Source organism: Streptococcus acidominimus, from assembly GCF_001921825.1.
Classification (GTDB): domain Bacteria; phylum Bacillota; class Bacilli; order Lactobacillales; family Streptococcaceae; genus Streptococcus; species Streptococcus acidominimus.
Genome location: NZ_MSJL01000014.1, coordinates 1 through 13,345, shown reverse-complemented (window position 1 = coordinate 13,345; position 13,345 = coordinate 1). Strand labels below are relative to the sequence as shown.

The window sequence follows — 13,345 nt, the reverse complement described above, 5'->3', positions numbered from 1 at the left end:
CTATGGTGAGAATGCAGACGAGATTTCCCCTAGTAGCTGATGATGAGTTAGTAGTGGGAGAAAATCCTGAAATGAGATTATATGATGAGGCGGACTTGATCAGCAATATCAAGGGACCTTATCAGGACAGGGAATTTGGGCAAGAAATAGCGAGTTCAGTTGCTCCTCAATATAGGGTGGGAACTGGAACAGAAGAAGCCTTGTTGCCACCGCTTTTTCAGGCAACGCCAAGTCCTTATTCTCGAAAAGATCGCTATCAAAAGCCAGCTTCTCAAGGAACCGCGGTTTTTCAAGCCAGAACGCAAGGGCAGTTGGCACGTGAGACAGCGCGTGAAGATTTGAAGAAAAAACGCTCGGCTTCCTATTTACATCAGGAAGTACCCCGCCATATCCTATCAGAAAACCATCAGGTAACGGCACCTTTGGTTAAAAAGTCTGTGCCTCACTTGACTGCCTTGGCGAATCGATTACAACAGACAGATTATATTTTGGCAGATATGCCAGCTGTCTATTCATTGACAAAAGAGGAGCGGGAACAAGAGCAGCCCGTCAAGAAAAATTCCTACGACTTTTTGAAGAAGAGTCAGGTCTATAATTATCCAGAACGCAAGGTTCAACGCGAACGTCGCTTGGCACAGGAATTAAATCTAACACACATGGAAGAGGGACTGGAATGACAAAAACCTATCATTTTATAGGAATTAAGGGTTCAGGAATGAGCGCCTTGGCTTTAATGTTGCATCAAATGGGGCACAAGGTTCAAGGAAGTGATGTTGATAAATACTATTTCACACAGCGTGGTCTTGAGCAAGCGGGGATCACGATTTTACCCTTTAGCCAAGCAAATATTACTGCTGATGTCGAATTGATAGCAGGAAATGCTTTCCGTCCAGATAATAATGTAGAGATTGCCTATGCAGATGCTAATGGCTTTGCCTATAAACGCTACCATGAGTTTCTTGGTCAATTCATGCGTGATTTCACGAGTTTTGGTGTAGCAGGGGCGCACGGTAAAACGTCTACAACGGGTCTCTTGGCCCATGTCATGCGTAATATCACGGATACCAGCTATTTGATTGGCGACGGGACAGGTCGTGGTTCAGAAAATGCCCAGTATTTTGTCTTTGAATCAGATGAATACGAACGCCATTTTATGCCCTACCATCCAGAATACAGTATCATTACCAACATCGACTTTGACCACCCCGATTATTTTACCAGCTTAGAAGATGTCTTCCACGCTTTTGATGATTATGCTAAGCAGGTGCAAAAGGGCTTGTTTGTCTACGGTGAAGATGAGCAATTGCGTCGCATTACAGCAACTGCGCCGATCTACTATTATGGTTTTTTAGAAGACAATGACTTTGTCGCCTATGATTTGCAGCCGTCAACGACTGGTTCGCAGTTTAAGGTGCGCCATGCTGGACAGGAACTAGGACAGTTCCAAATTCCGACCTTTGGCCGTCACAATGTCCTTAATGCAACAGCAGTGATTGCAAACTTATTTGTTGCTGGCTTTGATTTGAACTTGGTAGCTGAACACCTCAAAACCTTTGGAGGAGTGAAGCGTCGCTTTACCGAAAAGATTGTGAATGACACTGTGATTATCGATGACTTTGCACATCATCCAACAGAAATTGGTGCGACCATTGATGCAGCGCGTCAAAAATATCCAAGTAAAGAAATCGTGGCGATCTTCCAACCGCATACGTTTACACGAACCATTGCCCTGCTGGATGAATTTGCCCTTGCTTTGAATGAAGCAGATGCGGTTTACCTAGCTCCGATCTATGGGTCGGCGCGTGAGACAGATAATGGTCAAGTGAAGGTCGAAGACTTGGCAGCCAAAATCACTAAAAAGGCTGGAATTGTATCACTTGAAAATACCTCCCCATTATTGGATCATGAACATGCAGTCTACGTCTTCATGGGGGCAGGAGATATTCAATCCTACGAATACTCCTTTGAACGCCTATTATCCAATCTATCCCATAACGTTCAATAAGGAACAGGGAGTGGGAAAGAACTCGCCTGGTCGAAAAAGAGTTCGTCTTCCCACCCCCGCACAGTTGATTAGGTCAAATTTGGAGTGGGAAATACGAACAAATTTGCCAATCAACCACTGCGCTGAGATGTTGACACGAACCATGAGAAGCGAGGCTGGACTTGAGTCCGCCTCTTGTTTTTATAGTTATTTCGTTTACTTTTAGTATAGCCGTTTAGTTTATTTTTAGTACTAGGCAACGAGTCGCAGGTAGTTGTCTAGTTGATAACTAGACAAGTCATAGATTAAGAAAAGTGTTAGTACAGCAAGATGAGTTAACGAAGTAACAAAAGATAAACTAAGTGACTATATCCGGAGCAGTACTTGTGATAAGGAGTTAGTCTAGCCCTATATAACTTAGCATCATCCAAGAGTAAGAATCATCAGTCTTGTAGCTAGGTGGCTCGTGCGGGTGTTAATGACCTATGATCCAGCCGCCCCTAGCCACCAAGTAGGAAACAACACTAAAATACAAGGAGGTAGTATGCAGATTCGATATGTAAGACCAACGGATCTTAATGAAATCCATACGATTGAACAGGCTAATTTTAGCCCAGAAGAACAGATTGCCAAAAAGGTTCTCGCCTTTTATGTAGAGCATGAGGCAAAGACCTGCCTAGTGATGGAAGATGAAGGGGTCATAGTCGGCTATCTCTTGGCACTTCCGACAGAACATGCTAGGGTGACGGATGACTTGTTTGAAAGGAGCAAGCCACGACCATCAGGATCGCCCTTGCCGTATTTAGCTATCCTTAGCCTTTCGGTGGCGGAGGCCTATAAAAGACAAGGTGTAGGGACCCTGTTGCTGGCAGCGATCAAGGAGCTTGCAGTTCAGGGGGCTTACCAAGGAATTAGTCTAACCTGTAAGGATTATATGATAACTTATTATAGCATGTATCAATTTGAGGATTTGGGCATTTCTGAATCCCAGTTTGGGGGTAAAATATGGTACGATATGTACTGGAAATGTCCCTGATGCAAAAGCTAGGCTTGATTTTGTAGCACTTTTAAGATATAATGGCTTGTAACTGTTTGAAAGGAGCTTTATTGTGACAAAAGATGCACGTGAAAAGGATGGGCAGTCTTCTAGTTTCCGCGATAAAATCTTACGCGAATTAGAAGAGATTAAGGCAACATCTGCTTCAGAAAAAGCTGATTTAAAACTTGATTTTCTTTCTAGCACTTCAGATACTCAATGGTTGGAAGAGGACTTAACAGAAACGGTGCCTCTTTATCGTCCATCACTGATTGAAACGGCTAGCAAAGAGGAAGAATTAGTGGAAGATACGCCTATTTCGCCTAATACGAATAGAAATGCTGAGGATATTCAACCGAATATGCGCCTAAGACGAAGACGAAATCGGAAAACGCAAGATAATTTAGCGAAGCGAATTGTAAAATATGTGATGACAGCTGTTATTCTTTTAATAGTAATCACAGGAATTTCAATCTGCTTCTATATTAAATCAAGTCTGGAGCCAGTAAATGCACGGGCAACAGAAATGGTTCAAGTAGAGATTCCAGAAGGGTCTTCTACAAAGGAGATCGCTCGGATTCTGGAAGAACATCACTTGATTAAAAATGCAACGGTTTTCAATTATTACTCAAAATTAAAAAGCTATAATCATTTCCAAAGTGGATTTTATAATTTGAGCCAGTCCATGTCTGTGGATCGATTGGCCAAGGCTCTGCAAGAAAGTGGAACTGCAACCGCACAAGAACCTATTGCAGGAAAAGTATTGATTGTAGAAGGCTATACGATCAAACAAATCGCTCAGGCAGTAACAGATAATGTTCATACATCAGATAAGGAAGATAAAACCCCATTCACAGCGGAAGCCTTTCTTGAAACTGTTCAAAATGAAGCATTTATCGAGCGAATGGTAGCAGCTTATCCAAAATTATTGGGAAGTTTGCCGGCTGCAGATAGTGGTGTCAAATACCGTTTGGAAGGCTACCTATTCCCAGCGACCTACGATTACTCGACAGAGACAACGATGGAAGGCTTGGTCGAGCAGATGCTAGCAGCTATGGATAGTCGTCTCCAGCCTTACTATGAACAATTGGCAGCTAAAGGCCTTGATGTCAACCAACTCTTGACCTTGGCATCGCTGGTTGAAAAAGAAGGCTCTACTGATGAAGACAGACGCAACATCGCTAGCGTATTTTTCAATCGCCTCAATATCGGCATGCCGCTCCAATCCAATATTGCGATTTTATATGCCATGGATAAATTGGGGGAAGAGACGACTTTGAAAGAAGATGCGACGATTGATACGAATATTGATTCTCCTTACAATATCTATGTGAATGCTGGCTTGATGCCTGGTCCGGTAGCTAGTCCAAGTCTTTCTGCTATTGAAGCGACTTTCTCTTCAAATAAAACGGGTTATTATTATTTTGTAGCAGATGTAACGACAGGTGCGGTTTACTTTGCGGCAACAGGTGAAGAGCATAACCAAAACGTTGAAAAGTATGTCAATAGTAAGATAAACAATTAGAGCAATTGCTCGGATAAAATTATGTGGTTTTCCGCATAATTTTGTTTTCATGAAAGAATTTTAATACAAAGGAAGAAAAAAAGAAGATGGCTGAAAAAACATATCCAATGACGATTGACGAAAAGGAAAAATTGGAAAAAGAATTAGAAGAGTTAAAGCTCGTTCGTCGTCCTGAAATTGTCGAGCGTATCAAGATTGCTCGCTCTTACGGAGATTTGTCAGAGAACTCGGAATACGAAGCAGCAAAAGATGAGCAAGCCTTTGTTGAAGGTCAAATCTCTATGATTGAGACCAAGATTCGCTATGCAGAGATTGTCAATAGTGACGCAGTAGCAGCGGATGAAGTGGCGATTGGGAAAACAGTGACCATCCAAGAAGTTGGTGAGACAGAAGAGGAAGTCTATCTCATTGTAGGAGCTGCAGGAGCAGATGCCTTTGCCAATAAAGTCTCAAATGAAAGTCCAATTGGTCAGGCCCTAATCGGTAAGAAGACCGGCGATGTGGTGACTGTTCAAACCCCAGTTGGTAGCTATGATGTGAAGATTTTAAAGGTTGAAAAAACGAAATAGCAGCAGTTATAGCCGTTTAGTTTATTTTTAGTACTAAGCAACGAGTCGCAGGTAGAACTGAAGTTCAGCAAGGCGAGTTAACAACGTCAGAATTTGATTTTCGTTGAGTATGACAAAAAGAAAACGACCAATTTCCTGTTTGATACAGAGAATTGGTCGTTTCATTTTTTAGTCCATTGGCGCTAATAGCCAAGAATTTTACAGCTAATCAGGTCGCCCTAACGCGAACGTTGCTTGCCAGCATTCCGGTTTTTCTTTTTTGATGATGAGGTAATCGCAGTATCCATAGTTGGTGTTTCGGTTTTGACACGAGTGCTTGTGTGGAGTGGTTTAGGAGGATTTTGTTCAAATTCTTCTGCAACTTGTCTGCGAAGTTTTGGCTTAAGGAAGAAGTTGGTAATCACTTGCTGAATGATTCCGATAATTCCACCGACAACCCAGTAGAGGGTCACACCAGCTGGAGAACTCCATGATAAGAAGACAATCATGAGTGGGTTCATGAGCATCATTGTTTTCATCTGTTGTTTTTGTTCGTCCTCCATGCCGACCTGCATGAGAAGTGACTGGAAGAAGTAGAGGACACCAGCTACGGCTGTAAGAATCAGACTTGATTTTCCAAGTGCAATCCCCATAAAGCTAGCATCTGCAATTCCCTCTGTATAGCGTGCTGCATAAAAGAGGGCGGAGAAGAAAGGCATTTGGATGAGGAGAGGAAGGCATCCCATGCCACCAAATATGCTGACACCGTACTCTTTTTGGGTAGCAAAAAGTTCTTGCTGGGCAGCCAGCTGTTCTTCTTGCGAGCTAGCATTTTTCATGCGCTCTTGGATAGGAGCAAGAATCGGTTTGAGGTAGTGCATTTTCTCGGATTGATAGGTAGCTTTCCAAGATTGGTAAATACCGAGTGGCAAGATGAGCAGGCGGACGCAAATGGTTACGACGATAATAGCGACTCCAAATCCGAGCCCTTGGTTTTCAGCAAAGAACTGGATGACATTTCCCATCGGCTCGACAAGGAGTTTATAGACCCAGCCCTCTCCAGTCGGAACGCCATTTTTGGTCTTTACACAACCAGATAGGAAGAAGAGCATAGATAGGACAAGTCCTGACAATACAATACGGTTTGATTTTTTCACTTTATCATTTCCTTTTTTACATGATACACTCTATTCTACTTGTTTTGGAGAAAATATACAAGTCTTTAATGCCACTGTTTGACCTGAAAATCCTTAAAGTTTTCAAAGTTTGCAAGGGTCACATCCAGATAGCTTACCTTAGACATGCACGAGGGATTTTTACGGATTTCCTGAATGAATTGACTGAGCTTAGCTGGCTTGTCTGATTGGGCAAGAATTGTGACAGTTCCGTCCTCATTATTCCAGACTCGACCATAGATGTCTCCGATTTCTACTGCTAGATATTGGACAGCCCAGCGAAAGCCAACTCCTTGTACCCGACCAGAAGCGATCATTTTTACCTTTTGCATGTGTTTCTCCTTTTGACAAGTTCCTTACTTTATTATATCATTGTTTGGTAATGAAAGAAAATGAGGGAGTTGCATGGAGACGATTCGTTCCAAGTCTAATCGGCTGATTAAGGAAACCAAAAAATTACACCAAAAGAAGTACCGCAAGCAGTCCTACCTAATTGAGGGCTGGCATTTGTTTGAAGAGGCATGTCGGGCCAAAGCTGATATTGAGCGGGTCTTTGTCTTAGAGGAATACCGTGAAAAGGTAACGGAAGATGTTTGTAAGGTGGTGGTCAGTCCAGAAATTTTACAGGAGCTAGCCGATAGTCAGACTCCGCAGGGCATTGTTGCCCAAGTCTCCCTACCAAGTGCTAGAATGCCCGAACAGTTCAGAGGGAAGTATTTGGTCCTAGAAGATGTCCAGGATCCGGGAAATGTTGGAACCATGATTCGAACGGCAGACGCGGCAGGCTACGACGCGGTCTTTATCTCGGATAAGTCCGCAGACATCTACAACCTGAAAACCCTGCGTGCAATGCAGGGGAGTCATTTTCATTTACCAGTTTACCGAGTTGCCATTGAAGAGCTGCTTACCCAGCTCAAAGATCATGGGGTACAGGTATTAGCGACCACCCTATCTGCCAAGTCTAGGGATTATAAGGCAGTTGATGTAGCAAGGTCGTTTGCTATTGTCATGGGCAATGAAGGGCAGGGAATTTCACCAGTGGTTGAAGCTCAAGCAGATGACTTAGTGCATATTAACATGCCAGGACAGGCAGAGAGTTTGAATGTAGCAGTGGCAGCAGGGATTCTTCTCTTTAGCTTTATTTAAGCTAGAATTTATAGACTATGGTATAATAGAAAGTGAGGTGATAGCATGACAGTCTATACAGAAGATGAAGAGTATATGACCTATGTTGGGCATCTGATAGAAATGCCCAAGGTACAAAAACTCGGGACAATCCCTCACCATTATTATTCGACCCGTTTGGAGCATTCGATTCATGTATCCTATACCAGCTATAAGATTGCAAAGAAACTAGGATGGGATGCCAAATCAACGGCGCGTGGTGGTCTCTTGCATGATTTGTTTTATTATGATTGGCGTGAGACCAAGTTTAAAAAGAGCCATGCTTGGATTCATCCACGGATTGCAAAACGCAATGCCCAGAAGTTGACTGATTTAAACAAGGTCGAAGAAGATATTATTGTCAAGCACATGTTCGGAGCCACCATTGCACCACCGCGCTACAAGGAGGCATGGATTGTGACCTTTGTCGATAAGTAATGGGCTGTGAAAGAAGCGACGCTTCCTTTACAGAAAATGTGGAAACAAGGCAGTTTTCATTTTCACTAATATCGTAATTCATTTAGAGGAGGATTGAAATGAATCAAGAACCTTATATTATCAATCAAGTGGATAATACCGCTTTGAACCGTTTCCTTGGTAAAATTTATGGCTTTGTGGCAGCAGGCATTGGCATTTCTGCTCTGGTCTCTTATCTGTCGCTGACAGTTTTTAGAGATATTACCTTTAACTTGTTGCTAGGAGGTTCCTTTGTCATCTGGCTGATTTTGCTGGCTGAAATCGGACTTGTTTTTGTGGCTTCGCGTATGGCAGCTCAAAATAGCCCTCTGGCCTTGCCCATGTTTTTAGCTTATTCGGTCATGAATGGCTTTACCATTAGCATTGTCTTACTCGCCTACACGGGCGAAACTGTCCTAACAGCCTTTTTGACAGCTTCTTTGATGTTTGTCGTGATGGCGGTGATCGGGCTGACAACCAAGAGAAATCTTTCAGGTATGGGGCAGGCACTCTATGCGGCCTTGTTTGGAGTGATTATTGCAACGGTTGTCAATATCTTTCTTGCTAGTTCAGGCATGAGCTTTATCATTTCGATTATTTCCGTTTTGATTTTTTCAGGCTTGATTACCTATGATAACCAGCGCATTCGCCATGTCTTTGAAGAAACCAATGGTGAAGTAGGTCAGGGATGGGTCATTGCAATGGCACTGTCTCTCTATCTTGACTTTATCAATCTCTTCTTGCATCTGTTGCGCATCTTTGGTTCAAGAGATTAGGAAGAACCTCTACCTATATACAGAGAAGATTGCCTAGAGGGCGGTCTTCTTTTTTTGTCGTAGCTGTTACGAGCTTGCTTGTTGTATAGATAAGGGTGCGCTTTGAATTTTTATAGTCATTTAGTTTATATTTTTATTACTTCGTTAACTCGTCTTGTATAATTGAACTCGGGCTACGAGCTGTGCAAAAAAGAGCGATACCTGTTTCAGTTTTAGCTGATGATGGTTCTTTAGGAAATAGGCTGAAAACCCCCACTGGAGCTTTTCACTCGTCAAAACTCCTATTTTTGCTTTGCTCGCTTCAACAGTCTAGGAATAGACTGTTGAAGGTTGGAAATAGAACGAGCGAAGCTCGTGTCAAACAGTCTAGGAATAGACTGTGGGAGGTTGGAGATAAAACGAGCAGTGCTCGTGTCAAACAGTCTGGGAATAGACTGTTGAAGGTTGGAAATAGAACGAGTGAAGCTCGTGTCAAACAGTCTAGGAATAGACTGTTGAAGGTTGGAAATAGAACGAGTGAAGCTCGTGTCAAACAGTCTAGGAATAGACTGTTGAAGGCTGGAGATAGAACGAGTGAAACTCGTATCAAGTGTGGCTCCCTTTAGGGATAAACATTCCTAGCTCTAAAGGTATAGCATACTTTAGAGGCGGAAGATAGAAGTTTGCGAAGCAAACTCTCACTGGCTTCTTCGTCATGTTTCCTAATTTTCAGTCGGTTTTTTAACGGCTTCACATCTTAACTGAACACGTGCTAAACCTCGGAAATAGAGGTTTGCGAAGCAAACTCTCATCTAAAAGTTCTGCGTCAGTCTCCTATTTTTCGGTCGCTTTTTTAACACCCTTTGTATCTTAATGCCCTCCTATCAGCAGGAAAAATGTCACTTTTTTTCAATAAAAATTGAAATCGTTTTCTAATTTGTGGTATACTAAGACTATATAAAGAGACTAGGAGGTTTATATATGGCAGTGAAAGATTTTATGACGCGAAAGGTTGTCTATATTTCACCGGATACGACGATTGCGCATGCAGCTGAATTGATGCGTGAGCAGATGATTCACCGTTTACCTGTTATTGAAAATGACAAATTGGTTGGTCTTGTGACAGAGGGAACGATTGCAGAAGCCAGCCCTTCAAAGGCGACTAGTCTATCGATTTATGAGATGAATTATCTGTTGAATAAAACCAAGGTTCGTGATGTGATGATTCGTGATGTCATTACGGTATCCAGATTCGCCAGCCTAGAAGATGCCGTCTATCTGATGTACAAAAACAAGGTCGGTATTTTGCCTGTCGTGGACAATGACCAAATGGCAGGAGTTATCACGGATCGTGATGTTTTTGCAGCCTTCCTCCATGTATCTGGTTATGGTGAAGCGGGAGTGCGCGTGCGTTTCCTCGTAGAAAATAAGGCTGGGGAACTCGAAAAGATCATCAGATTGATTTCAGAACAGGGCTACAATATTATCAGCACGGTTCAGATTGCAGATAAATCAGGTAACGTAGTCATTGAAGTGCAGATTGAAGGCAGGGTGGACAGCCAGCAAGTGGCAGCTATGTTTGAACAGGCAGGTATCAAAGTGGACAGTATGCTACCTACTGAAACCAAAAAAATATAAGTTCATGCTCTTTAAAAATCAAACGGATAGCTTGTTGATTTTTCGTGAATATCAAGAAAAGTTTATAAATAAGAAAAGGCTTAAATCCCATTCCTAAGAATGATGGTTTTAAGCCTTTTTGTCAGCGAGTTGTAGCTCAAGTTCATACTCCTATAAAAATCAAAATCTGACTAGGCAACGAAACCGCAGGTAGAACTGAAGTTCAGCAAGGTGAATTAACGACGTCAGATTTTGATTTTTGACGAGTATCAACGCCATTGAGCCTCTGGATACCCGTTCATTTTGCCATTCCAAGAGTATTATTTTTCAAAAGGTTGTTTGTTGCTATCCAGCGTAAATCCTTCTCCCAGAACTTCATGGGCATCAGTAATGGTGATAAAGGCGTGGGGGTCGATCCGGTGAATCAGGTCTTTCATTTCTTGTAGCTGGCTCTTATAGATGACAGAGTAAACCATATCAATTTCTTTCCTGCTATAAAAGCCTTGAGCCTTGATCAGGGTGATACCGCGTTCGATCTGTTCATCAATGGCTTGAGCCAGTTCCTGTGATTTTTCAGAAACGATCATGACACCCTTACTGCCATAGTTTCCATCACTGATAAAGTCAATCACACGAGAGACAATGGTAACCATCATCAAGGTGTAGAGTACATTGCGAAGATCGTGAAAGACTAAAATCGTCAGTGTCAGCACCAACACATCAATGGCTAAAATGATTTGTCCAATCGTAAAAGAAGTGTATTTGTGGCCAATTCGCGCGAGAATATCACTTCCCCCGGTTGTGCCTCCAGCCCTGAAGATGATTCCGAGACCTGCTCCCATAAGGATACCACCGAGGATAGATACTAAGACCAGATCTCCTTCTAATGGGACGCGAATAGGAATGCGTTCAAAGAGAGCTAGCCAGGTGGTCACCCCTACGGTACCGACAATGCTATAATAGAGTGTCCGTTTGCCCAAAATTTTCCAGCCAAGGATAAACAAGGGAATATTGATAAGGATATTCATTATCCACGGTTGGATGCGAAATAGGTAGTAGATAATCAGATTGATCCCTGTTGCGCCGCCCTCATAGAGGTGGTTTGGGATGATGAGGTAATTGAGTCCAAAAGAAAAAAGTCCAGCACCCAGTATAATAAAAAATAGATTCTTAAATCGTAGCATTCCCCTGCCCCTTCCGGTTTGTCTACTCTTATTTTAGCAGATTTAAAAGGGATATACAAGACAAATAAAAAGTGCTTTTTCTCCGCTTTTTTGGTAGAATAAAATGAACTACACTCAAGGAAAAGAATCAGATGATTTTCAAAGAGTATCATAAATAGGGGATTTGTATGACACAAGGAATATTTATCACATTTGAAGGGCCAGATGGTGCAGGAAAGACGACGGTTTTACAAGAATTGCTCCCTCGCTTGACAGCACTAGGAAAGCAAGTCACAACGACTCGTGAACCGGGGGGAGTGGCGATTGCAGAAGATATCCGATCCGTCATCTTAAATCCTCAAAATACGGCGATGGATGACAAGACGGAGTTGCTACTTTATATTGCAGCACGGCGCCAGCATTTGAAAGAACGGATCCTCCCAGCCTTGGAAAGCGGACAATTGCTCTTGGTCGATCGCTTTATCGATTCTTCTGTCGCCTATCAAGGATTTGGTAGGGGCTTAGACATTGAAGCGATTGAGTGGCTAAATCAGTATGCGACAGATGGATTGAAGCCAGATTTGACGCTCTATTTTGATATTGATGTCGAAGAAGGCTTGGCACGGATTGCTCGCAATGCTGATCGGGATATCGATAGGCTCGATATGGAGGCCCTTGATATGCACGAGCGTGTGCGGGCGGGGTATTTGGCACTTTTGGATAAGGAATCAGAGCGGATTGTTAAAATTGATGCTTCTAAGACCTTGGAGGAAGTGGTGGAGGCTGCCTTTACTGCCATTTGCGACCGCTTTTTTAAATAAAGATGAAAAAAGAAGAATTACAGGGGATACAGCCCCACGTTTACCAGTATTTTCAGAATGTGTTGCAACAAGGACGCTTGGCACATGCCTATCTTTTTTCGGGTGATTTTGCTAGTTTTGAGATGGCAATCTTTCTTAGTCAGGCGATTTTTTGTGAGAATAAAGTAGCGGAAATTCCTTGTGGACAATGCCGTTCCTGTCGGCTGATTGAGCAGGGGGAGTTCGCAGATGTGAGTCTTGTCAGCCCTCAAGGCAATACCATTAAGACGGAGACCATTCGCAATTTGGTCAAGCAGTTTTCCCAGTCGGGTTTTGAATCGAATCGGCAGGTTTTTATCATTCGTGACGCAGAGAAGATGCATCCCAATGCAGCCAATTCTTTGTTAAAAGTCATTGAGGAACCTCAGAGCGACATTCGTATCTTTTTATTGACCAACCAAGAACACGCTGTCCTAGCAACGATTAAAAGTCGCGTTCAGATTGTGAGCTTTCCCAAAAATCTACCCGTTTTGGAGCGCATGTTGGAAGAAAAAGGCTTATTAAAAACGCAGGCTCAGTTGATTGCCCGCCTCGTTGCAAGCATTGAAGAAGCCCAGCAATTAGCCGTTCAGAAATCCTTTTTAGAATTGATAACTGTGGCGAAAAAGTGGCTGGATGTGCTGTTCAAACAGCCCAATAAGGCATACTTACAAGTGGGAAGTTTGGTTCGTTTAGCAGATGAAAAGGCAGATCAAGCTCGCTTGTTTGAGCTGCTCACCCTCTTATTGGCAGAGCGGATGACGGAGCCTACCGTTTTGACCTATTTGGAGAACTTGCAGTTGGCTCACCACCAATGGCAGAGTAATGTCAGTCTACAAAATGCCTTGGAATACTGGCTATTATTAACAGAAAAACAAGTGAAGTGACTGTTAATACATAAATGGGGTACGCTTTGAGTTTTTAACAGGCTTTGTATCTTAAATAATTGAACTCGGGCTACGAGCTGTGCAAAAAAGAGACATAACTGTTTCAGCTTCAGCTGATTACAGGTATGGCTACCTTTAGGTATAAATCTTCCTAGCTCCAAAGGTATGGGATACCTTTGGAGGCGGGAAATAGAAG

Annotated in this window: 13 protein-coding genes and 1 pseudogene; 11 read left to right on the top strand and 3 right to left on the bottom strand. The window is 42.7% G+C overall.

What is annotated here, in order from left to right; genetic code table 11:
• Nucleotides 1-11: 11 nt before the first annotated feature.
• From zapJ to greA, 5 genes are all read left to right on the top strand, one after another.
• Entirely contained in the window at nt 12-677 is a 666-nt protein-coding gene (gene zapJ, locus BU200_RS04250; RefSeq protein ID WP_244912662.1) for a divisome accessory protein ZapJ, read from the top strand.
• Complete coding sequence (gene murC, locus BU200_RS04245) at nt 674-2,005, top strand: UDP-N-acetylmuramate--L-alanine ligase (RefSeq protein ID WP_075098987.1); 1,332 nt, start codon at nt 674-676, stop codon at nt 2,003-2,005. The genes zapJ and murC overlap by 4 nt, the downstream gene beginning before the upstream one ends.
• A gap of 523 nt (nt 2,006-2,528) precedes the next feature.
• Nucleotides 2,529-3,020 carry a GNAT family N-acetyltransferase gene (locus BU200_RS04240; protein ID WP_075098986.1) on the top strand — a complete coding sequence of 164 codons (492 nt, stop codon included), beginning with the start codon at nt 2,529-2,531 and terminating at the stop codon, nt 3,018-3,020.
• Between the two features lie 73 nt (nt 3,021-3,093).
• Nucleotides 3,094-4,545, top strand: coding sequence for an endolytic transglycosylase MltG (gene mltG, locus BU200_RS04235; protein ID WP_115265072.1), 1,452 nt, complete (start codon nt 3,094-3,096; stop codon nt 4,543-4,545).
• An 86-nt stretch (nt 4,546-4,631) separates the two neighbouring features.
• Complete coding sequence (gene greA, locus BU200_RS04230; protein WP_075098984.1) at nt 4,632-5,114, top strand: transcription elongation factor GreA; 483 nt, start codon at nt 4,632-4,634, stop codon at nt 5,112-5,114.
• Between the two features lie 218 nt (nt 5,115-5,332).
• On the opposite strand, the gene yidC is transcribed toward greA, so the two are convergent.
• The gene (gene yidC / locus BU200_RS04225) at nt 5,333-6,250 is read right to left on the bottom strand and encodes a membrane protein insertase YidC (protein ID WP_075098983.1); all 918 of its coding nucleotides are present in this window, start codon (nt 6,248-6,250) and stop codon (nt 5,333-5,335) included.
• Between the two features lie 65 nt (nt 6,251-6,315).
• A complete protein-coding gene (locus BU200_RS04220) occupies nt 6,316-6,600 on the bottom strand; it encodes an acylphosphatase (protein ID WP_075098982.1) in 285 nt (94 codons plus the stop codon).
• Between the two features lie 73 nt (nt 6,601-6,673).
• On the opposite strand from BU200_RS04220, the gene BU200_RS04215 reads away from it, so the two are divergent.
• The 4 genes and pseudogenes from BU200_RS04215 (at nt 6,674) to BU200_RS04195 (ending at nt 10,281) form a co-directional block, all read left to right on the top strand.
• Entirely contained in the window at nt 6,674-7,414 is a 741-nt protein-coding gene (locus tag BU200_RS04215) for a TrmH family RNA methyltransferase (RefSeq protein WP_075098981.1), read from the top strand.
• Nucleotides 7,415-7,459: 45 nt separating this feature from the next.
• Nucleotides 7,460-7,867 (top strand): annotated as a pseudogene (locus tag BU200_RS04210) (HDIG domain-containing metalloprotein); the annotation flags it as partial.
• A 101-nt stretch (nt 7,868-7,968) separates the two neighbouring features.
• Nucleotides 7,969-8,664, top strand: coding sequence for a Bax inhibitor-1/YccA family protein (locus BU200_RS04205; RefSeq protein WP_075098980.1), 696 nt, complete (start codon nt 7,969-7,971; stop codon nt 8,662-8,664).
• A 960-nt stretch (nt 8,665-9,624) separates the two neighbouring features.
• A complete protein-coding gene (locus BU200_RS04195) occupies nt 9,625-10,281 on the top strand; it encodes a CBS domain-containing protein (RefSeq protein WP_075098978.1) in 657 nt (218 codons plus the stop codon).
• A gap of 299 nt (nt 10,282-10,580) precedes the next feature.
• On the opposite strand, the gene BU200_RS04190 is transcribed toward BU200_RS04195, so the two are convergent.
• A complete protein-coding gene (locus BU200_RS04190) occupies nt 10,581-11,444 on the bottom strand; it encodes a YitT family protein (protein ID WP_075098977.1) in 864 nt (287 codons plus the stop codon).
• Between the two features lie 167 nt (nt 11,445-11,611).
• On the opposite strand from BU200_RS04190, the gene tmk reads away from it, so the two are divergent.
• Nucleotides 11,612-12,244: a dTMP kinase gene (gene tmk / locus BU200_RS04185; protein ID WP_075098976.1), complete on the top strand. Its 633-nt coding sequence runs from the start codon at nt 11,612-11,614 to the stop codon at nt 12,242-12,244.
• Between the two features lie 2 nt (nt 12,245-12,246).
• Nucleotides 12,247-13,149 (top strand): DNA polymerase III subunit delta', encoded by a 903-nt coding sequence (locus BU200_RS04180; RefSeq protein WP_075098975.1) that lies wholly within the window; start codon nt 12,247-12,249, stop codon nt 13,147-13,149.
• Nucleotides 13,150-13,345: the final 196 nt, after the last annotated feature.